Source organism: Synechococcus sp. LA31 (assembly GCF_018502385.1).
In the GTDB taxonomy this organism is placed as follows: Bacteria; Cyanobacteriota; Cyanobacteriia; order PCC-6307; family Cyanobiaceae; genus Vulcanococcus.
In genome coordinates, this window is the sequence record NZ_CP075523.1 from 1,363,051 (window position 1) to 1,384,644 (window position 21,594).

Here is a 21,594-nt window from a genome sequence, read left to right on the forward strand (position 1 = left end):
GCGGCTACAAGTCGGAATGGTTATGAGTTAGGCCCACTCTAGGGCTGGGGGTTCAGCTGCGGCCAAACGCCGCCTGCTGCTGCTCGTGTTTCTCCAGCTGCGGGCGGAGCTCCGCCAGATCCAGGAAGCGATCAGCGGCGTTGCGCAGCTCGCGGGGCACCATGCCATCGGTGCTCACCAACACCACCTTCAAGCCTTTGATCCGCAGCACCTCCACCAGACGCTCCAGGTCACGGCTACCACTCAGCAACCACAGCTCATCGGTGCGGTGGGCAACGGCCAACAGATCAATGGCAATCTCCACATCGAGGTTGGCGCGGGCGAACTGACGCTGATCCGCGTCACCCACCTCCCGCAAGGGCTTGGTGCGCACCGTGAAGCCCAGACTCGTGAGGGCATCGCGGAAGGGACGCTGGTCGGTGGGGTCCTTCAGGCCCGTGTACCAAAAGGCGCTGCTGATCTCCACACCGGGCGCGGCCGTGGCATGGGCGAGCAGGCGGCGGGGGTCGAAAAACCAGCCCAGCTTCTGCTGCACGTAAAACATGCTGTGCCCATCGACCGCCAGAGCCAGCTGCATCGCTGCCAAATCGCTAGTGCGAGCCTAAAAGCACCGCGTAAAGTCGCTTCACTCTGAGCTGGGACCTTGGCCACCGGCGCACTGGCCACGGAGACCACCACCCAGGGCGAGCTCGCCTTGGTGCTGCACGCGCATCTGCCCTACGTGCACTCCAGCGAACCGGGCTCCCTGGAGGAAGACTGGTACTTCCAGGCCCTGCTGGAGTGCTACCTGCCGCTGCTGGATGTGCTGGAGACGGCAGCCGCCGATCCAACCCAGCGCCCACGCCTGAGCATGGGCCTCTCGCCCACGCTGCTCTCGCTGCTGAGCAATCGCGGGCTGAGTGAGCGTTTCGGGCCGTGGCTGGCCGTGCGCCAGGAGCTACTGCTGCAGGCTCCAGCCGGCTTTGAAGCCGCCGCCGCCGACCTTGCCAAGCAGCTCAGCAGTGCATCCGCCGCCTGGCAGCGCTGCAACGGCAATTTGCTACCGCGCTTCCAGCGATTGCAGCAGGCGGGGGTGCTGGATCTGCTCACCTGTGCCGCCACCCACGGCTACCTGCCGCTGCTGCGCGATTCGCCCGAGGCCGTGCGAGCCCAATTGCTCACAGCCGTGCGCGAACACCAGCGGCTGCTGGGGGTGCGCCCACAGGGCATCTGGCTGCCGGAGTGTGCCTACTACGAGGGCCTGGATCGCCTACTGGTGAGCTGCGGCCTGCGCTACGCCATCCTCGATGCCCATGGCCTGCTGCACGGCCAGCCCAGGCCTCGCTATGGGGTGTATGCCCCCATCTGCACACCGGCGGGGATGGCCTTTTTCGGGCGCGACAGCGAATCCACGCTGCCGGTGTGGAGCGCCCGCGATGGCTACCCGGGGGATGCCAGCTACCGGGAATTCCACCGCGATCTGGGCTGGGATCTCCCCGATGGTGAACTCGAACAACGCGGCATCGGCTGCCGCCGCCCTCTCGGCCTAAAGCTGCACCGGGTGAGCAGCCGCGACTGCGGGCTCGATGCCAAGCAGGCCTACGAACCCGCAGCTGCCCACACCACCGCCCGCCGCGACGCGGCCCACTACCTGCAGGGCCGCGCCCACCACCTGCAACACCTGCAGAACGCCATGGAGCGCACGCCATTGCTGGTGGCGCCTTTTGATGCCGAGCTATTCGGCCACTGGTGGTTTGAAGGCCCGCGCTTCCTGGCGGAGTTATTCCGCCAGGCACCGAGCAGCGGTGTGGGGCTGGCCACCCTGCGCGACACCCTCAGCCGCGGCGAGAGCCTGCAGCTCTGCCAACCCTCCCCCTCCAGCTGGGGGCAAGGGGGCTATCACAACTACTGGCTCAACGACAGCAACGCCTGGATCATTCCCGAGTGGAACCGCGCCTCACGGGCGATGGTGGCGCGGGTGAGCCGGGGCGTGGGCAGCGAACAGGCGCGGGAGCTGCTCAACCAGGCCGGCAGGGAACTGCTGCTGGCCCAGAGCTCAGATTGGAGTTTCATCCTTCGGGCGGGAACCACCACGGAACTGGCGCGAGAACGGATTGAACGCCATCTGGGGCGCTTCTGGCAGCTGCTTGGCGCCATCGACAGCGGCGAGCCGCTGCCCGAGGGTTGGCTCGAGGCGGTGCAGCACGAAGACGGACTCTTTCCAATGATCAACGCCGCAGACTGGGCTCAGATCCAAACCCCAACATCCTGAGCACCACTCCCCTGCTCCATCCACACCAGCAGCTGGAGCTGTTGGCAAGCGCCTTACCGGGCGATCAGCATTTTGAAGCCACGCTGCAACAGGGCGGGCTGCCTCGACCGCAGCGCGGAGCGCTGCGGGTGCTGCAACTCAATCTGGGCAAGCTCTGCAACATGCGCTGCAGCCACTGCCACGTAAATGCCGGCCCGCATCAGGGCCATACCCAGATGGCAGATGCGGTGGTGGAACAGTGCATCGCCGCGATGGAGCGCCTGAAGCCGGCGGTGGTGGATCTCACCGGTGGTGCGCCGGAACTGCACCCGCGCTTTCGCGATCTGGTGCGGGCAGCGCGCCAGCAGAGTTGCCATGTGATCGATCGCTGCAACCTCACGGTGCTGCTGCTGCCGGCGCTGCGCGATCTGGCGGCATTCCTGGCGCAGGAGCAAGTGGAGATCGTGGCGAGCCTGCCCCAGCCAGAAGCGGAGAGCACCGATGCCCAACGCGGCGATGGCACCTGGGAGGCTTCGATCCAAGCGCTGCAGCAGCTGAATGCGCTGGGCTACGGCCAGGGTGATCCGAAGCGGCAGCTCACCTTGATGAGCAACCCCGATGGCACCCACCTACAGCAGCTCACCCCCTGCGACACGGCCGCCTGGAAACGGCGCCTGCAAGAGCAGGCAGGGGTGAAGTTCGATGCCCTGATCGGCCTGAACAACATGCCGATCGCCCGCTTCCTTGAACAACTACAGCGCGATGGCCACGTGAACTGCTACTTGAAGCTGTTGCATGGGGCCTTCAACCCCCAGGCCCTAACTGGCCTGATGTGCCGCGACACCCTCTCGGTGGCGGCCAATGGCCGGCTTTACGACTGCGACTTCAACCAGATGCTGGAGCTTCCACTCGGCGGATCGACAACCACGATTGAAACAATCAGCCTTGAACAGCTAGACAACCGCGACATCCACTGGGGCAACCACTGCTTCGGCTGCACCGCCGGCCAGGGCAGCTCCTGCAGTGGCGCCACGTCAACAGAAACAAGATCAGCCGATTAACGCAACTGGCAACTGAATTAGACAAGCCTGAAATACCAAAAGACTTTAGAAGACAGGTGAATCTGAAGATTTTCAGTGGCGATCACGGAAAGAGGGAGCGAAGCCTGCAGGCTAGAACAGAATAATATGAATCGAGGGCAATCCCGTGGCATCAAGAATAGATTCGAAATCGTTATTCAAAAGCTGGGGAGCATCGAAAAGCCTAGAGTCTGGCAATAGAAGCTATGTTCGCTACGACATTGGCTCAAGGGCAGGGAAAGAGGCCTTAGCGCTCTACGCCAAAGCCGTTGGCGACATGAAGGAAAGGCCAAATAGCGACCCCTACTCATGGAATCAGCAAGCCGGCATTCACGGGTCGCTTTTGTCGACGATGGATGACCTCCAGACAAAAGCACCAGCACTGGGCTTCTCCCAAAACGGTGACGGCACGCCTCTCACCGCTCAAGACGTCGCAGATGGGGACACAGTTCTCAACAATTGCACACATTATTCATCATTCTGGAGCGGCGTTCTGCTGAACGGGAATGGCGATGAGCCATCGTCGTCGATACCTCAGGACGTAACGCCAAATTTTCTACCCTGGCATCGGCTCTACCTCCAGAACCATGAATCTGTCGTACGGGAAGTGCTGCGACAGATAGGTGAACCTGGCTGGGAAAATTGGGCGCTCCCATACTGGGATTACACCAAAGATGCACATATGCCCAAACTATTTCGCGGGGAGGGAGCAACAGGATATTCCGCCCTCTACGAACCCAGCCGCAGTGTCACCTTGAATTCCGGTGGTTCACTCAAAAGTTTACTAGAACCAAGATCCGACATTATCCCAATGATGATGCAGGACGAGCTTAGTGCGCCGATCTCAGCATTTGAATTCCAGAAACTCGGCAAAAAGAAGGCGCTAGTAAAGACACAGTTTCAGACGTTTAGCAGCCACATACAGCAAGTGCCGCACAACAATATGCACGACATTGTTGGTGGTTTAGCCGATGGACTAACCAACAAGGAATTCATCTTGGACGCCACAAACGACTATGCCAACTCGATTTGGGATATTCAAGGTTTTGCCGACGAGATCCGACCAGCAGTGATGAGTCCCACGTCGACAACGGCCCCGGGATTAATGGGGCTAGTCCCGGCAGCGGCATCAGATCCAGTCTTTTGGGTGCACCACGCCTTTATCGATCGCATTTGGAGCACTTGGAATGCAAGCCCCTACGGAAGCTACATCACCGAATCCACCCTCTCCAAGCACCCCTGGAACTATCAATTTTTTGAGGCTGGAGAGGCAGGCAATCCACAACTGACGACGTATTCAGAATGGGGGGACCAGTCTGGGAAGGTCATTAAGAATATCTACCGACCAAACTATACATATGATCGTCTAGATGCAGACAAAACGCGGGCGAGGGCTCAACCCTTGCAAGCATTATTGAATCAGCCACGCTACGCACCCGTCATTGACGATGAAGAGCTTAACCAAACTGCCAGTGAGCTTGCGTTCCAGACCATCAGCCCTGGTTTACCACTAAGCATCAAGCAGATCGTAAACCTGCAAAAGGAAGGCATCACACTAAATGTTGATGTTTTCTACGAAGCAGGGATGAACGCCTCACGCAATGTTGCACTGCTTGTTGGTGATCAGAAGTTCCTCTCTCAAAATGCACTTGCCCTGAAGACTGCTTACACATCCTGGGATGGCACGTCATTCAATGAGGACGGCATCTTTGGCAGCGTGCTCAACAGTGGTGAAGGTACCTTTTCTCCCTGGACAATTGACAACTTTCAGGTTGGCGCCATTAACCTCTTGCCAATGGGCACGACAATGTCATCAAATGGGATGACGATGGACCAAGGAATGAACCACGGATCGATGCCCGGGGCCATTTCTGTAGATATAACGGATGCGCTAGCTGTACAGTCACTCGGCAATCTTTTGTCAAAGAAGTCAGAAGTCGGTCTAATGATTGCCGTTACAGATCCGACAGGACAGGACGCGACAGACGTTCTGATCAGAAATATCACTTTTTCACTATCGCAGTCAGCGGTACCAGAGAAAGGCGAGCGGGACCTCATTACAGGCAATACATTTGATGGTGCTTCATACATCGCGCAACACCCTTCCGTCATAGAAAGCTCACGATTTGCCTCAAATCCTGAAAAGCACTATGAACGCCGAGGGAAGATGAAAGGGTGGGATCGACCAACACTGGCCGATCGAGCCGTTGATCTTGGCCAAGCCTATCTAGCAGCCAATCCTGATCTGCATCCAGGACTGGCTAAAAATCCATTTGCAGCTATTGATCATTATCTTTCAACGGGAATGCTTGAAGGCCGCCCGCTCGGGATCTAAGAGCGAGGCTTGCTCGAACACTTTATGACCTTGACGTGGCCCAGAATAAAAGCATCTTTCCATTGATTACACTAGGTTTGATTCATAAAGATTAGCCTATAATGGAGAGCAGTGACTTGAGGAAGCGAGACCATAAATAGATAAAGAATTCCTCCATGCCTTTTGCAGATGGATGGGTCTAGATTGGAAAGATGCAAGGTAACGGGTGATGGAATCAAGCGAAAGAAAGCACGTCGATAGCTTTATCGGCTCACCCCTGGAGAACCAGAGCAGCAAAAGCTTAGAAGCATGGTTTCTGGGCTCGAAAGCAGAAAACCAGGATGAACTTGAAAGCCTCGTGCTGGAGGCACTACGAGACCACGCTTTCTGGCGTCGCAATTATCATCCCGGCGATCCAAGTCAGATACCAGAAGAAACAAAGCGAACAGAGGAATTCCTTAAAACGATAGACCATACAAGAAATAGCCTTAGAGAATTACTCTCATGGCTGAAGAAATCAACACCTTTTTTTAGCCTACGATACCAAGGGCATATGAATTGGGAGACAACAATGCCCGCCATGGTCGGGTATATAGCGGCAATGCTCTACAACCCTAACAATGTTGCCTTTGAAGCTTCTACAGTTACAACGCTGCTTGAGGTCAAAGTTGGGGAAGACTTATGTCGGATGCTGGGATACAAAGCAGCAACAACAAAAACAAGCAGAGAGGCCAAGATTATTCCTTGGGGGCATATTACAGGTGGCGGCAGTGTGGCAAACCTTGAATCACTTTGGGCGGCAAGAAATCTTAAGTACTTTCCCTTTACTTTGCAGCACCTGCTTAGGCATACAAAAGAGTTTGAAAAGGCAAAGGACTTCAGTGTAACTCTGGCCAATCAGACCGAGACAAATCTCCTGGAAGCCAGTCCCTGGGAGCTACTTAATCTCGATGCTGATACAATTCTCGGGCTAACATCGCGAATCTGCAACGAGCACGGGATCGAAGAAGAAGCACTGAAGACCTCAATAAACAACACGGAGTTCACGCTTCAGAAGATGGGGCTCGCCAAGTTTCAGCATAAGTTTATTGGTGAAGGCACGGAAGAGTGCATCTTTCTGGTGCCAGGAACTAAACATTACTCCTGGGACAAGTCTGCCGCAATACTTGGCATCGGATCTTCCCAGATGAAAGATGTTGCATTAGATATTCATGGACGTATGAGCATCGATAGTCTGCGTCGACAACTTTCTCGCTGCCTAGCAGAGAGAGTACCTGTCTATTCTGTCATCACCGTGATTGGGAGCACAGAGGAAAGTAATATTGACCCGCTTGCTGATATCCTTGAACTGAGAGACGAATTTCGACAGCAAGGGCTAGGCTTCTGTGTTCATGCTGATGCTGCATGGGGTGGCTATCACGCATCGCTCTTGCATGACACGTCTGAAACGCAGCAATGGAGCGAGATGAGCGCAGGAGCTCGACTCGTAGAATTTGGAATTGGTCTTAGCTCGTATGCTCATCGGCACTTGAGTGCACTCACAGATGCAGATACGATCACCGTCGATCCGCACAAGTCAGGTTATATTCCCTATCCAGCTGGTGCATTGTGCTATCGCAATAGCCAAATGCGTGAGCTCCTCACGTTTGTGGCTCCGTATATCAACCACACAGAAGAAGAGCCCAATGTGAGCAGCTATGGCGTAGAGGGCTCTAAAGCAGGTGCCGCGGTGGCTTCCATTTATCTGAGCCATAAGGTCATACGACCTGACAAGTCTGGCTACGGCAGACTGATTGGAAGAGCAATGCTCGGATGCAAGAGGATCTATGCACGGCTTCTGTGTATGGCTAGGCCAAATGACCGCTTTATCTGCGTACCACTTCCACAACTCAGCCCGGCGATTCCAGGTAAGAGTGCAAGCGATAAGCATGGCTTTGTTCGCGACCGCGTTGCCTTCAGAAGTCTCGATCAGATCGCAGCCGACAATGATGCAATCAGAACTCTTCAAGAAATGGGGCCAGATCAGAATATTATTACCTATGCTTTTAATTTCAAGAATTCCAATGGAAGTCTGAATCAGAGCGTCTCAAAGATGAACGCGCTCAACGAACAGATTTACCAACAGCTAAGCATCAATCCAGGATCAGATATTTATGGGTACCGACTCATTTTAAGCACGACAAGGCTAGATCGTCAAAGCTATGGCGACGACTTTATCAATGACTTAAAAGACAGACTTGGAATAGATCAGTCAGAAGGGGACTGCATCACGGTTTTACGTTCGACGATCATGGATCCATGGATTGGCAACCCCAAGGGAGATGCATTTGTCGACATATTTGAGGAAGAACTACGCAGCGCAATAGCCAGATCACTGCTTGAGAACTCCATGCTAGATACATTCCTTGGACTTGATAACGACGGCAACAATAAAGTATCTATGCTGGAACTCATTGAAATACTAAAGCGCCTTGGCTACGACGAGGGGGAGGCCAGAGAGATTTGCAGCATCTGCGATACAGATTCGAATGGCCTTCTTTCGTATCATGAGTTTAAGACTCATTTCCTGCCATTCTTGTTCGGTAAGCACTAGAGTTCTCTGCAGAGTTGCCGATTAACACAGTGGGGCAAAGAAACTCTCTCGGCACAGAATCTCGGCTGAACCTTGAGTGTGCTGGCCTTGCTTAGGAGCCATCGTATTCCAAGGAACCAACCAATACGAATCCGGGATTTGCTGACGAAGTCGCTCCGTTGCAGGCGTCGACAACACGAGTAAACGTCGATCTTTTAGACGCACATGACGGCGCATCCAAGAGCTCAGCATGACGTTTTGAAGGAGTTTTTGATGACTTCCATCAGCTATGGCGCGCTCAAAACCCTGACGGAGAGCATGCTTGAGTTTATCATTCTGCGAATTAACCACAAAGACAAAGGCATTTGGATAAGCGATAATTAGATGATCATCAATATCAATCTGCGCAATATCAGATCTTGAAGCACGAGGACCACACTCCTCTTCGAGGCTGAGAATTCCACGCGGCAGATAGTCAACCCGTCCTTGTGACAACAAGTTCAAATACACATCAGACCCCACCTCATAGGTTGGCAAGCCATTTTGCGCTAACACCTTGGCATCTCCCCAACCCAGACCCTGAACAGCCAGGTAAGGCTTGAGGTCATCAATGGATTGAACAGCTGCAAAACGATCAGCATGCATCACATTGACACAAGGAATCCTTAATCCAAGCAGACCTCCATCTGCGGGAATATCAATGGCAGTTACCCCAGACGGAAGGGATAGAATTGCATCAATGAGAACAATTGACAATCCAGACGGATTGCCACTTGAAGGCTTGATGGAATAGGCAATATTGCGAAGTGATTTAACATGGTCTGTTGTTGTCTCTGCATAGCCAAGCCTGTAGGGCTGATCACTCTTTGAAAGAATCAAGCGGAGAACCTGATACGGCAACGACTTTTCGTCATACAAATCATTCCGCATTAACACAACGGGAAGAACATCCGCAGGCAAAGCACGCTGCTCATCAACCGTCAGAACAAAATCATCGTTGATACTGGGACGATAATCCAGCTTGTTGCGCATAAAAACGATGCCCCCAACCAAAACAGCCAACGAAAGCACAGGAGGGAGGTAGCGGTGCCAACGAGAAATCCAGTTCACAACAAGGCGATTCATAGGAATAACGAACTAAATATTGGTCGGGGTGATTAGATAAATAGCTGATACAGTGCCGATCACATAACTTGGCAAAAGCCATGGCCTTATGCGAGAGATGATCCTCTCAGATGCAGCCGAAAAGACACGGTCAAGCAACTCGTCAGCGATCACAACATAGACGATCCCCACGTAAATAATCACCTGGAATTGGCCTGCAAAACCAGCAAGAGCGGATACAGGTAGCATCTGGGCTAAAAATACAGAGGTGCCTGCTGCTGCAAACACAGCACCGAGAATCAAATCATCACGGCTCTCACGAATGACCAACGCCAGGATGCACAAACCAATGGCGAGAAAGTCGCCAAGGAAACTGGAAACTAGCGTGAGCTGACTGCGCCGCTGGATTGGAATGGCAAGATCAACAACAGGGCGAACTGAAACGGCAAGACGGTGGGCATCAGGCAAGCCAAAACGAGAACGCAGACTCAAGCCACTCACATCAATCCGCAGCGGAGAGATAGACCAGTCGTACATCAAAAACTCAGGATCAACAGCGCTTCCCATCTTGTCAGCGACATAGGCCACGTTAGCCACCAAGGGATTATCCATTCCAAGCCGAATCAGGAGCTTATGGCGATCAAAGGGATAAGCCTGAAGGCGCCAAGGAATGGACACACGACAGCGAACTTTATAGAGCCTCCACTGAACATCACCAAGCTGCTTTTGATCGAGTAGCTGAAAACGATCGATATCATTATTACTCGGCGCATTCAGAACAGCCAAACGGTCGCTCGGATTGTCAGCAGATGTCCCAAGCCAACGCGTCCACAGAAAGAATTCAGCACCAAATTGATTCGAGAGAAGATTAAGATCATCAATCACGGTCACATAAGCGCCAACCTCGAGAGTCCCAGCTTCTGGAAGCGCTTGAGTTGAGGCATAGATATCTGTGGGAGGAGAATCGAGCGACATGCGTTTATTACTAGAACCATCCAATTGAGCCCAGCCACCAGCCGCCCAAGAGACAATCACAACACAACAGAATAGAAGCAATAAACTTCGCGCCCGAGCCAATCTCCAAAAACGGACACGTGAGCGGGCAGCCATAAGAGAAGGGCTAGTAGCTTAATTTTGACCCATTCAAATTGTTATGTCATCCCACTTTGCCCAAAAAGTGTCAATCCCTTATATGGAGCAACAGGTACAGCTGAAATGAAGTCTGCATCCGTGCATCGGAGCAAACCGTTCTCAAGACTGAGTCAATGACGAGCCGATGGCATCAGCATCCGAAAGCCCAGCTGCCATTCCCGGCCCTGCATACCGATCAGACCAGCCTTCACGCTCCAGGGTGCCACCACAAACAGCCGCACCATCGCCGCTATCAGCTGCGGCAGGCTGAGCGTATTGGTGAGGAAGCCATACCACTGTTCCAGTGAAAGGGCAAAGAACGTGCGGAAGTGAGCCCGCAGCTGCGGCTCAGAAAAGCGCATCAACTTCTCGAGGCCAAAGCGATACAGCGCATGCTTGCGCTGTAGCTCCAGCGGCCAGAGGGCCTGCCAGGCCATACAGGCGAGCTGCTCAGCAGAGCGGTCCGTCTGCTCAAGCCCAGAAGCGATCGCATCCGCCAGTACAGGTGCACGCCGCAGCAGCGCCCCCACCATGTAGCCCGAGGCGGGATGCACCATTGCGGCCGAGCCGCCGAAGCCCACCACCCGCTGCAGCAGATCCGGCAGGGGCAGATTCATCGGGAACAGGCAAAACTCCTCGTGCTGCACCTCCTCCACTGCGATGCCGCGCAGGGCCAGCCGACGCAGCAACCGGTCCTTGAGCACGTCGTAAGGAACCGCCGGGGCCAGCGCAAGCGACGTCTCTTCAGCAAAGAACACCCCGTCACCGAAATCCATCGCGTAGAGGAAGGTGGGTGGACCGCAGCGCCGCTCCGCCTCACTGAGGTGATCACAGCGGTAATCCATCAGCACAAACTGCCCCGGATCCACCGGCGGCGCTGAAAAACGACCCACAATTCCATACGCCGCCTGGCCGGCCACCGGGCCCTCATCGGGGCGCTTCACAAAAGGGGAGTGATGGCCACTGGCATCGATAACCAGCCGGGCAGCCAGCCGATCACCCGCATCAGTGATCACCACCGACCCTTGCGGGTGGTGATCGATCGAGACCGCCCGGCCGCGATGCCAGACCAGGCCAGCCTGCTGACACGGCTGCCACCAGTGCTGCTGCAGGGCGGTCTTGTCGAACAGGCCGTAGTCGATGCCGTGTTGAACGGCGGGGCTGGCGAGCCGTTCACCGAAATAGCTGCGGGTGTCGCGCCAGCGATGGCCGAGCAGGTGGCACAAACCCAGGGCATCCACCTCCGGGCCCCAGATGCCGTAGGTGTTGGGCCATGGCGCCGCCGGATCTTCAGGCGCTAGCCCCTGCACCGCGACGCCGCGCTGAGCCAGCGCAGCAGCGATGCAGAGCGCGGCCGGGCCCGCCCCGATCACGAGCACATCGCAGCGGGGCTGAGTTGGCGTCAAAGCATCAGCTCGAGTACGGCACGGTTGTTGGCCTCGAGGCCATCGGCTTCAAGGATTCGGCCTTCGGGATCAGCGATCACCTCCAGCTTGTGGCGGCCAGCCCCCAGATCCAGGGGCACGCTGAACGCCTCGCTGTCACCGGCACTGAGCCAAGGCAGACGCAGGTAGCGGTGGCTGGAGTAGCGATCGTCTACCACCACAGCAACGCCGACATCGCTCACATCCATCGCACCGCGGTTCACCACGCTGAAGCGAGCCATCCCCGCCTCCACAGCAAGATCCTCGATGGCCAGATCACTGGCCAGCTGATGCAGCTGTTGCAGCGGGTAGAGCGCCAATCGCTTCACCGCCCGCAGCAGGGTTCCAGAGTGCTCGTGGTGGAGGTGCCCGCCATGACGCAGATCCGTGCTGCAGCCATGCAGGTGCAGATGGGCACCCTCCACGGGCAGCGTCACCCGGCCGTTGGCAGGGTCCATGTCGAAGAAGCCGCAGCAGTCCCACTGCAATGAGTGGCCCAAATAGCGGATGGGGTCCGTGGGTACGCCAGGATCCTGCTCCGCCAGGCGGTAGTGCTGCAGCAGGTCGTAAAGGCTGCGGCCGGCTGTGGCCGCACTCGCCTCACTCTGGGCAATCGCCGTATTACGGCGCTGCTGGCCCATGCACAGCTTGGAAGCCACGGTGATCACCAGCGAGTGCCACTGCAACTCAGCCCGCAAGCCATAAATCGGCGCCTCCGCCAGGCGGCCCTCGACCCGCAACCGCGCAATCAAACCAGCCATGAGCTCCTGCAGCGGGCGCCCCTTCACATCACCCAGCTCCGCCGGATCCACCAGCACCCTGAGATCCGAGACATCGCCGCTGAAGCACACATAGGGGAAGTGGGCATTGCGATCGCCGCGGACAAGAGGGTGAATGCCACCGTCGCTTGCCCGGCATTGCCAAATGGTGGTGTCACCTCCGCCGTTGCGCAGGAAGGTCAGCTCACCGTTGTCGATGCTGGTCGTGGTGCCCAAGCCCAACACATCGCCTTGAAGGGGGATCTGATCCAGGGGAAGGTGCTCCTGCACATCACCCTGAATCAGATCACTCACGGTGTTGGCGATCCAGAGATCGCCGCGGGGATCAGGCATCAGGGGCTGGGCTATCGACAACAGCTGAGGGTTCCAGGCCTTCAGCAGCCTCCTCCTCTTCTTCCGCTGCAGGCGGCACCAGCACCACCTCTGAGAGGCGATCGCCGTTATCGAGGCGCTGCAGCCGCACCCCGGTGGCCGCCCGCGACTGTTGCGGCACCGCATCGGCCTGCATCCGCACAATCACGCCTTTCTCACTCACCAGCAGCAGTTCCTCACCAGCGCCAAGCACCTTGAGGCCGACCAGGACATCGCCATCGCGCCGGAACTTCATGCAGCGAAGGCCCATGCCGGCGCGTTTCTGCAGACGGAACTGATCCACCGGTACCCGCTTGCCCAGGCCGCTGGCAGATGCCACCAGCACCCAAGGGCCCTCGCTGGCGGCCACTTCTTCAGTCTCCTCTTCATCGCCAGCAGCGCTGCTGCTTTCCACCCGATCAGCCAGCTCAACCGGGATCACATCCATGCTCACCAGCTGGTCGCCGGGGCGCAGATTCATCGCGCGTACGCCGCGGGCCGTTCGGCCCAGGGGACGAAGCTCATCATCGCTGAGGCGGAAGTGAATGGTCATCCCGTTACGGGAGCCGATCAACAGGCTGTCGCCAGGCTGGGCGAGGCGTACCCAGGTGAGAGCGTCGCCCTCCTCCAGCGAGATGGCGATCAAGCCATTGGAGCGAATGTTGGCGAAGGCTGAAAGACGCGTGCGCTTGATGTAACCGCCACTGGTGAGCATCACCAGCACCGCGTCTTCAGCAAATTCACTCACCGCCAGCAGCGACGTGATCTGCTCTTCACGCGGGATCGGCAGCAGCTGCACGATCGGAGTGCCTTTGGCGGTGCGGCTGCACTGCGGCACTCGGTAAGCCGGCACGGTGTACACAACACCGCGGTCGGAGAACAGCAAGAGCGAATCATGGTCGTTACAGCTGATAAACAGCCGCACGGCTTCCTCTCCCTGGCTGCGGGTGCCGGCCTTACCGCGGGTGCCGCGGCTGGTGGCTTCGAATTCACTCACCGGCATCCGCTTCAAGTAGCCGTTCTCGGTAAGCAACACCACAGAACGCTCGTTGGCGATCAGATCGATGTCTTCGAGGCCACCTTCCACATCGAGGATCTCGGTGCGGCGGGGGGAGTCGTAGCGGGAGCGCAGCACCCCCAGCTCTTCAGTGATCAGCGCCAGCACCCGCTCCTTGCGAGCCAGGATGTCTTTGTAGTCGGTAATCTTGGCGAGCAGATCCTCGTGCTCGAGGCGGATCTTGTCGGCCTCAAGGGCCGTGAGCCGACGCAGCTGCATCTGCAGGATGGCGTCAGCCTGGATCTCGCTCAAACCGAAGCGATCCACCAGTTCGAGGCGTGCGGTGGCGGTATCAGCGGCAGCACGGATCAGGGCAATGATCGCGTCGAGGTTGTCGAGGGCGATCAGTAGGCCGAGCAGAATGTGGTCACGCTCTTCGGCCTTGCGCAGCAGATAGCGGGTGCGGCGCTCAATCGTCTCAACGCGGAAGTCGAGGAACACCTCGAGCATCTTGCGCAGCGTGAGCAGCACCGGCTCGCCCTTCACCAGCGCCAGCATGTAAGCGCTGAAGTTGCTCTGTAGGGGCGTGAGTTTGAACAGGTTGTTTAACACCACCTGCGGGTAGGCATCACGGCGCAGTTCAATCACGATGCGCATGCCATCGCGATCGGATTCATCGCGGATGTCGGCAATGCCGTCGAGCTTCTTGTCATTCACCAACTCGGCGATGCGCTCGATCAAAGCCGCCTTGTTGGTCTGATAGGGCAGCTCGGTGATGATCACCGCATCGCGATCTGGCCGTCCCTTGGCCTCGATCGTTTCAATCGAAGCCACCCCGCGCATGGTCACCGAGCCGCGGCCGGTGGAGTACATCTCACGGATACCGCTACGGCCCAGGATCTGGCCGCCCGTGGGGAAATCGGGGCCCGGAATCAGACGGGTGAGCTCGCGATCCTCGATCTCCGGATTGCCGATCAGAGCCAGCAGGCCGTCGATCAACTCCGTGAGGTTGTGGGGGGGGATGTTGGTGGCCATCCCCACGGCGATGCCGGTGGAGCCGTTGAGCAGAAGCTGCGGGATGCGCGAGGGCATCACCGTGGGTTCCTGCTGCGATCCATCGAAGTTGTCGATGAAATCGACGGTTTCGCACTCGATATCTTCGAGCAGGCTGTCGGTGGTCAGCGCCTGCAGCCGCGATTCGGTGTAGCGCATGGCGGCTGGCGGATCGTTGTCCACCGATCCGAAGTTGCCATGCCCATCGATCAGGGGCATGCGCATGGAAAAGTCCTGCGCCATCCGCACCAGGGCGTCGTACACCGCGGTGTCGCCGTGGGGGTGGTACTTACCGAGCACCTCACCCACCACGCGGGCACATTTCCGGTAGGGCCGGTCGCTGGTCAGACCCAGCTCGTACATGGCGTACAGGATGCGCCGGTGCACGGGTTTCAAGCCGTCGCGGGCATCGGGCAAGGCCCGGCCCACGATCACGCTCATCGCGTACTCCAGGTAGGAGCGCGACATCTCATTGCGAAGGTCGGCCTGGATAATCCGACCGTCAGATCCAGATGGCCCGTCGGGACCGCCCCCGGAATTCATCTCGCCGGGTTCGGTTGGATCCGCCATTCGACAAGACTTTGATTAGAACGCATTTTATCGGTTGCTGCGCCTGTGTCTGCCTCCAGGGGCAACGCCCCCATCCGAACGGAGCAGGAGCTCGAGGTCCTGCAGCGCAGCGGCGATCTGCAGGTGTGCTCGGCAGCAGCATTTCGTGAGCGCGTCGCTACCCGCGGGCTGGAGCAAGCCTTCGCCGACACCCACGTGGTGGTGGCCGGTGATGCAGGGTTCACAGCCCAGGCGAGCCTGGTGCTGCACCTAGGGCCGAGCGATCCACCGATCCGCATCGAGCGCTTCCGGCTCGGCAGGGCGGAAGGCGGCGGCAGTCATGGCAACACCGATCTCGTTCTGCCGATCCAGCAAGGGGGCGCCCAAGCCCTTGAGCAGTTGTTGCAGGGTCGTCGGCTGCCATTCAGCGCCAGCGGACTGGCCACCCTGCAACAGCCGCGCCAGGAACTCGAAACCCAGCTCTCGCTGGGTCAGATCGGTGCCGGTCGGCTGCTGCTGCACCGAGCTATCAGCGAAAACGGCGTGGTGGCCATCAGTAGCCGCGAGGGTCTCACCCCAACTCCGTGGGGGCCTGTGCTGGGGCCCATCAGCAGCGCTCTCTTCAACTGCGCCGGTGCCGGCAGCATCGGCCTCACCATGCCAGGGCTGCACGGGCTGGGGCCAGGCTCACCGGTGCTGGTGGCCGGCACGATCGGCTGGGTGAGTGGCGCTGGGGCAGGGCACAACCCGCTGGTGCGCCGCAGTGCCAGCGGCCATGCACTCAGCCCAGGGGCCAGCTGCTCGGTGGAAGCCGATCTGCATGGGCTGCAGCCTCGCTGGATCCGCGCCTGCTCACACCGCCAAGAAGGGGATGGCCTCCTCGTGGCGATCGCGGCGCCGGTTCCCCTGCTCAACTTGACCGTGGCACGCCAGGCCGCCTGCGGCAACGAGCAACTGCAGGCGCCAGTGCTCGATTACGGCGTACCGCGGCGGGTGAAGCCCAGCCTGGGCAGCGTCAGCTACGGAGACCTGCTCGACGGAGCGCTGCAGCTCGATGCACACCGGCTGTGCTGCGCCCCCGCCTTCAGCCCACGCCTGGCAGCAGAAATGGTCGAAGAGCTGTGCACCCTGCTGCAGGCCGCGCGATTTCCGCTGCGTCTGCCGCTGCAAGGATTACCGCAGAGGCCTGCACTGCTGCCGTTGGAGTGAGCGACCAGGGAAAACAGCCGTAAGCTCCGCAGCTGATGCACGCGCCCAGGACCATGGCTGAAGCTCCTGCCCCCAAGCCGGACACTGAGCAACAGCCGCAGATGGCCGAGGAGGCTTTGGAGATCAATGCCGTAGAGGCAGAAGCTGAGCCTGAGACAGTCGCCGTCGCAGCGGAACAACCGGCACCAGAGCCAGCTGCACCAGAGCCACCTGCGGCAGACACTCCAACCGTGGCCAGCAGCATCGAGGTGCCCGCTAGCCCGCAGGTGAACACAGCCCCCTCCGAACAAGAGGGTGGTGAATGGGACCTGCTGGTGCAGAAGCTGCGCAGCTGGATCGCCAGCGGCCAACTGCAGGAGCAGTGGCAAGCGGCACGCACCCCCTTAAGCCTGCTGGCTGGGCTGATCGCCGTGCTGCTTGTGCTCCGGGTCTACAGCGCTGTGTTGGGCGTGCTTAACAGCATTCCGCTACTGCCCGGCCTGCTGGAGCTGGCCGGCCTGGTGACGGTGGTGCAATTCAGCCTCACGCGGCTGGTGCGCAGCCAGGATCGCAGCGAAGTGATCGGCGGACTGAAGCAGCGCTGGAAGAGCTTCCGGGGCCGCAGCTGAGGCGCTGGCCAAGGGTTGAGCAACGGGCCGGTTGATAGCTTGGCCCGATTGCGTCACGGTTTTCGGTGGACATTCAGCTCGGTCGTTCCCGCACTGTTCGCCGTGCCTACGGCATCGATGAGATCGCTCTGGTGCCAGGCGGTCGCACCGTTGATCCCGCGGTCACAGACAGCAGCTGGACCCTGGGCGGCGTGACCCGTGAGATCCCGATCATCGCCAGCGCCATGGACGGTGTGGTGGACGTGGGCATGTGCGTGGAGCTCACCAAGCAGGGCGCTCTCGGTGTGCTCAACCTGGAGGGGGTGCAGTGCCGCTACGACGACCCCAATCCCGCCCTCGATCGCATTGCCTCGGTCGGCAAAGACGAGTTCGTGCCCCTGATGCAGGAGCTTTACAGCCAGCCGGTGCGCGAAGACCTGATCCGCAAGCGCATTGCTGACATCAAGCAGCGCGGTGGGATCGCCGCCGTGAGTGCCACGCCTGTGGCCGCTCTCAAATTTGGCAAAGCCATCGCCGAAGCCGGTGCCGACCTCTTCTTTGTGCAAGCCACCGTGGTGAGCACCGAGCACATTGGGCCTGAAGGTCAGGAAACCCTGGATCTCGAAGCCCTTTGCCGCAACTTCGGCGTGCCGGTGATCATCGGCAACTGCGTCACCTACGACGTGGCCCTCAAGCTGATGCGTGCAGGCGCTGCCGGCGTCATGGTGGGCATTGGCCCTGGCGCCGCCTGCACCTCTCGCGGCGTACTGGGCATCGGCATCCCTCAGGCCACCTCGGTTGCCGACTGCGCCGCCGCCCGCGATGACTACATGCGTGAAAGCGGCCGCTATGTGCCAATCGTGGCCGATGGCGGCATCGTGACGGGTGGCGACATCTGCAAGTGCCTGGCCTGCGGTGCCGATGCCGTCATGATCGGCTCACCGATTGCCCGCTCCGCCGAAGCCCCGGGTCGCGGCTTCCACTGGGGGATGGCCACGCCCAGCCCTGTGCTGCCCCGCGGCACCCGCATCAAGGTGGGCACCACCGGCAGCTTGGAGAAGATTCTTCGCGGCCCTGCCTCGCTCGATGACGGCACGCAGAACCTCCTCGGTTGCATCAAAACCTCCATGGGCACCCTGGGCGCCCGCACGCTGAAGGAGATGCAGCAAGTGGAAGTGGTCGTAGCCCCGTCGCTGCTCACCGAAGGCAAGGTGTACCAAAAGGCCCAGCAGCTGGGCATGGGCAAATAAGGCCTGCATCTGAACGCCGCAGGCAGCGGCGTTACCCTCAACCTGTGCGGGCTTCGGCCCACACACTCCTCACACCCCCCGGCCCGGCGCGTCTGGGCCTTCTGTCTTCTTTACGAGTTCCGGCAGGCGCAGGGCCATGCCAGGAACCATTGCTAGATTCCCAAAACACACACCAAAACTCGGATGTCCAGCGCCGCAGCCGTCACCGACGCTTCCTTCGAGCAGGACGTGCTCAAGAGCGATGTGCCTGTGCTGGTGGATTTCTGGGCCCCTTGGTGCGGCCCCTGCCGCATGGTGGCCCCGATCGTGGATGAAATCGCCAAAGAATTCGAAGGCAAGATCAAGGTGTTCAAGCTCAACACCGACGAAAACCCCAACGTGGCCAGCCAGTACGGCATCCGCAGCATCCCCACCCTCATGGTGTTCAAAGATGGCCAGAAGGTGGACACGGTGGTGGGTGCCGTGCCCAAAACCACCCTCTCCGGCACGATCGCTAAATATCTCTGAAAGCGCGGGCTGATTCGTACCGCCCAGATAGCCTCCAAGCTCGGCCGCAAGGCCGGGCTTTTTCATTGCCCACCCCCCGTTGATGGAGCAGAGCCCTCTTCAGGCCCTCGATCAGGAGCTTCAGGCCCACCCCCAGCGCCGCGCCATCGAACGCAGCATCGTGAGCCTGCTGGAGATCGCCAAAGGCAGCAACGATGCCGATGAATGGCGGCTGATCAACGGGGCCCTGGCCGACATTCGCGATGGCCTGAACGTGTTTGCTCCCCATCGCCGAACCCGCAAGGTCACGGTGTTCGGCTCGGCTCGAACCGCATCCGATGCGGCGGCCTACCAACTCGCCAAGGAACTGGCCCAGGCGGCGGTGGAGCGGGGCTTTGAGGTGATGACCGGGGCTGGGGGCGGCATCATGGAGGCCGCCAACAGCGGCGCCGGCTGTGAGAACAGCATCGGCCTGAATGTGGATCTGCCGTTTGAGCAGCATGCCAACCGCTTTGTGAACAGCTGCGATGGCAGGCTGCTGCACTTTCGTTATTTCTTCACCCGCAAGCTGTTCTTCCTGCGCGAGAGCGATGCCCTGGTGGTGATGCCGGGGGGCTTCGGCACCTTCGACGAGCTGTTTGAATCCCTCACCTTGATCCAAACCGGCCGCACCCCTCCGATTCCGCTGGTGATGCTGGCCCCCAGCGGCGATCAGTTCTGGCCCGACTGGCTCCAGGACATCCAGCAGGATCTGGCCAGCCGCGGCCTGATCTCCCCTGAAGACACCTGCCTGCTCAAGCAAGCCAACACCGCGTCAGAAGCGATGCAACACATCTGCCACTTCTACAGGGTGTTTCACACTGCCCAGTTCGCCGAAGACCGCATGGAGCTGCTTCTGCACAGCACGATCAGCAGCGACACGCTGGCCAGCCTCAACCGCGAATTCGACACGCTTGTGGATGAAGGCAGCATCAGCCAGGGTGAAAGCTGCGACAGCAACGGCATCCTGAGGCCCTGCTTGCGCTTCCATCTCGATCGGCGCCGGGTGGGATTGCTCTATCAACTGATCGATCGGCTCAATGATCTGCCGCTGGAGGTGGCACCAGCGATCGAGCAACCTGGCGAAAGGATTCGCAGCACCCTCACTTGCCCATGACGCACATCGGCCTGATCGACTACGGCATGGGCAATCTGCACTCCGTGCAGCGGGCCTTCGAGCGGCTGGGCAGCAGCATCCAGGCGGTGAGCAGCGCTGGCTCGATGGAGGGCTGCGATGCGCTGGTGCTGCCAGGGGTGGGGGCGTTTGATCCCGCGATGGAACGCCTGCACGGCTCAGGGCTGGTGCCGGCTCTACGCCAATGGTGCAGCTGCGATCGGCCGCTGCTTGGCATCTGTCTGGGTTTGCAACTGCTGTTCGAACGCAGCGATGAAGGCGAGCGCGAAGGCCTGGGTCTGCTGGCGGGCCATGTGGCCGCCCTCCCCCGCCAGCTGGGCCACCCGGTGCCGCATATGGGCTGGGAGCCGCTCCAGCCCAAGCACCCCAGCCCGCTACTGCCACCTGATCAAGAGCCGGCCTGGATGTATTTCGTGCACTCCTATGCCGCAGTGCCCACTGATCCCGCTTGCACCACAGCAGCGGTGAACTTTGGCGCTCACAGCCTCACCGCAGCGGTGTGGCAGGGCCGGATCGGTGCCTGCCAGTTTCACCCGGAAAAATCAGGCCTGAGCGGGGAAGCGATGTTGCGCCGCTGGCTGCAATGGGTTGAGCAGACGGCATGAGCCTGCGCCTCAGCGGCGGCCGCCGCCTGCAAAGCCCACCCGGAAGCACCGCTCGGCCCACCCCGTCGCGGGTGCGGCTGGCCGTGATGAATATGCTCGCCTTCAATCTCCCCGGCTGCCGCTGGCTAGACCTGTTCTGCGGCAGCGGCGTGATGGGCTGTGAAGCTCTTCAGCGTGGTGCGGCGGCCGTGGTAGCGGTGGATCAGCAACGAGCCCTGGCGACAACCAGCCGCGCCAACCTTGAGCTCACGGCCAAAGGGCTGGAATCAAGCCCCACCATCGCGGTGCACAACCAGGAGGTGCAGCGCTGGCTGCAGGCCGGACGGCAGAGCGATCAACTCGAGCCATTTGATGTGGTTTATGCCGATCCCCCCTACGCCGCTGAGCTCTATGGCCCTGTGGCGTCAGCGGTGCGTGAAGGGGATTGGCTCCAAGCCGATGGATCGCTGCTACTGGAGTGCAGCTCAACAGCCCTACCCGATCTGGCCGCAGAGGCCTTCTCGGGCTGGGATCTGATGAAACAGAAGCGCTACGGCAGCAGCACGGTGCTGGTGCTGAGGCTCAGCCGCCCAGGGCGCTGCCACGGCGGTACTGGTTCCAGGCAGCCACAAACAAACCGGTGAGGGTCACGGGAATCAGACCGAGCACGATGCCGCAGAGCAGGGGTTCGATCATGGGGTCATTCACCGGAAGTAGTTGC

At 59.2% G+C, this 21,594-nt stretch carries 17 protein-coding genes and 1 pseudogene; 11 read left to right on the forward strand and 7 right to left on the reverse strand.

Going from position 1 to position 21,594, the window contains the following annotated elements; translation table 11 throughout:
• Nucleotides 1-52: 52 nt before the first annotated feature.
• On the reverse strand, nucleotides 53-577 hold the full coding sequence (locus KJJ24_RS07355) for an NYN domain-containing protein (RefSeq protein ID WP_214343050.1): 525 nt from the start codon (nucleotides 575-577) through the stop codon (nucleotides 53-55).
• A gap of 66 nt (nucleotides 578-643) precedes the next feature.
• On the opposite strand from KJJ24_RS07355, the gene KJJ24_RS07360 reads away from it, so the two are divergent.
• The 4 genes from KJJ24_RS07360 to KJJ24_RS07375 all read left to right on the forward strand — a co-directional run bounded on the left by KJJ24_RS07360 (nucleotide 644) and on the right by KJJ24_RS07375 (nucleotide 8,216).
• Nucleotides 644-2,251, forward strand: a complete 1,608-nt coding sequence (locus tag KJJ24_RS07360) for a glycoside hydrolase family 57 protein (protein ID WP_214343052.1) — start codon at nucleotides 644-646, stop codon at nucleotides 2,249-2,251.
• Between the two features lie 41 nt (nucleotides 2,252-2,292).
• Nucleotides 2,293-3,291, forward strand: coding sequence for an arsenosugar biosynthesis radical SAM (seleno)protein ArsS (arsS, locus tag KJJ24_RS07365; RefSeq protein ID WP_250544976.1), 999 nt, complete (start codon nucleotides 2,293-2,295; stop codon nucleotides 3,289-3,291).
• Nucleotides 3,292-3,436: 145 nt separating this feature from the next.
• A complete protein-coding gene (locus KJJ24_RS07370; protein ID WP_214343054.1) occupies nucleotides 3,437-5,644 on the forward strand; it encodes a tyrosinase family protein in 2,208 nt (735 codons plus the stop codon).
• Nucleotides 5,645-5,852: 208 nt separating this feature from the next.
• Nucleotides 5,853-8,216 carry a pyridoxal-dependent decarboxylase gene (locus KJJ24_RS07375; protein ID WP_214343056.1) on the forward strand — a complete coding sequence of 788 codons (2,364 nt, stop codon included), beginning with the start codon at nucleotides 5,853-5,855 and terminating at the stop codon, nucleotides 8,214-8,216.
• Nucleotides 8,217-8,237: 21 nt separating this feature from the next.
• Here KJJ24_RS07375 and KJJ24_RS07380 read toward each other — a convergent pair whose 3' ends face one another.
• The 5 genes from KJJ24_RS07380 to gyrA all read right to left on the reverse strand — a co-directional run bounded on the left by KJJ24_RS07380 (nucleotide 8,238) and on the right by gyrA (nucleotide 15,604).
• The gene (locus KJJ24_RS07380; RefSeq protein WP_214343058.1) at nucleotides 8,238-9,320 is read right to left on the reverse strand and encodes a hypothetical protein; all 1,083 of its coding nucleotides are present in this window, start codon (nucleotides 9,318-9,320) and stop codon (nucleotides 8,238-8,240) included.
• A gap of 12 nt (nucleotides 9,321-9,332) precedes the next feature.
• Complete coding sequence (locus tag KJJ24_RS07385; RefSeq protein WP_214343059.1) at nucleotides 9,333-10,274, reverse strand: hypothetical protein; 942 nt, start codon at nucleotides 10,272-10,274, stop codon at nucleotides 9,333-9,335.
• Nucleotides 10,275-10,561: 287 nt separating this feature from the next.
• Nucleotides 10,562-11,836 (reverse strand): lycopene beta cyclase, encoded by a 1,275-nt coding sequence (gene crtL, locus KJJ24_RS07390; protein WP_214343062.1) that lies wholly within the window; start codon nucleotides 11,834-11,836, stop codon nucleotides 10,562-10,564.
• Nucleotides 11,833-12,966, reverse strand: a complete 1,134-nt coding sequence (locus tag KJJ24_RS07395; protein WP_214343064.1) for a CARDB domain-containing protein — start codon at nucleotides 12,964-12,966, stop codon at nucleotides 11,833-11,835. The genes crtL and KJJ24_RS07395 overlap by 4 nt, the downstream gene beginning before the upstream one ends.
• A complete protein-coding gene (gyrA, locus tag KJJ24_RS07400; protein ID WP_371811793.1) occupies nucleotides 12,959-15,604 on the reverse strand; it encodes a DNA gyrase subunit A in 2,646 nt (881 codons plus the stop codon). The genes KJJ24_RS07395 and gyrA overlap by 8 nt, the downstream gene beginning before the upstream one ends.
• Nucleotides 15,605-15,649: 45 nt before the next feature.
• On the opposite strand from gyrA, the gene KJJ24_RS07405 reads away from it, so the two are divergent.
• The 7 genes and pseudogenes from KJJ24_RS07405 to KJJ24_RS07435 all read left to right on the forward strand — a co-directional run.
• Complete coding sequence (locus KJJ24_RS07405; RefSeq protein ID WP_250544517.1) at nucleotides 15,650-16,792, forward strand: homocysteine biosynthesis protein; 1,143 nt, start codon at nucleotides 15,650-15,652, stop codon at nucleotides 16,790-16,792.
• Between the two features lie 53 nt (nucleotides 16,793-16,845).
• Nucleotides 16,846-17,400 carry a CAAD domain-containing protein gene (locus KJJ24_RS07410; protein WP_214337773.1) on the forward strand — a complete coding sequence of 185 codons (555 nt, stop codon included), beginning with the start codon at nucleotides 16,846-16,848 and terminating at the stop codon, nucleotides 17,398-17,400.
• 65 nt (nucleotides 17,401-17,465) lie between these two features.
• Nucleotides 17,466-18,629, forward strand: a complete 1,164-nt coding sequence (locus KJJ24_RS07415; protein ID WP_214337775.1) for a GuaB3 family IMP dehydrogenase-related protein — start codon at nucleotides 17,466-17,468, stop codon at nucleotides 18,627-18,629.
• 183 nt (nucleotides 18,630-18,812) lie between these two features.
• Nucleotides 18,813-19,136: a thioredoxin gene (gene trxA / locus KJJ24_RS07420; RefSeq protein ID WP_010303670.1), complete on the forward strand. Its 324-nt coding sequence runs from the start codon at nucleotides 18,813-18,815 to the stop codon at nucleotides 19,134-19,136.
• A gap of 82 nt (nucleotides 19,137-19,218) precedes the next feature.
• Nucleotides 19,219-20,271 carry a TIGR00730 family Rossman fold protein gene (locus tag KJJ24_RS07425; RefSeq protein WP_214337777.1) on the forward strand — a complete coding sequence of 351 codons (1,053 nt, stop codon included), beginning with the start codon at nucleotides 19,219-19,221 and terminating at the stop codon, nucleotides 20,269-20,271.
• Complete coding sequence (gene hisH / locus KJJ24_RS07430; protein ID WP_214337779.1) at nucleotides 20,268-20,894, forward strand: imidazole glycerol phosphate synthase subunit HisH; 627 nt, start codon at nucleotides 20,268-20,270, stop codon at nucleotides 20,892-20,894. The genes KJJ24_RS07425 and hisH overlap by 4 nt, the downstream gene beginning before the upstream one ends.
• Nucleotides 20,891-21,388: pseudogene (locus KJJ24_RS07435) on the forward strand (RsmD family RNA methyltransferase); the annotation flags it as partial. The gene hisH and the pseudogene KJJ24_RS07435, both read left to right, overlap by 4 nt.
• A 67-nt stretch (nucleotides 21,389-21,455) precedes the next feature.
• On the opposite strand, the gene petG reads toward KJJ24_RS07435, so the two are convergent.
• Nucleotides 21,456-21,569, reverse strand: coding sequence for a cytochrome b6-f complex subunit V (gene petG, locus KJJ24_RS14945; protein ID WP_010303680.1), 114 nt, complete (start codon nucleotides 21,567-21,569; stop codon nucleotides 21,456-21,458).
• Between the last annotated feature and the right edge of the window lie 25 nt (nucleotides 21,570-21,594).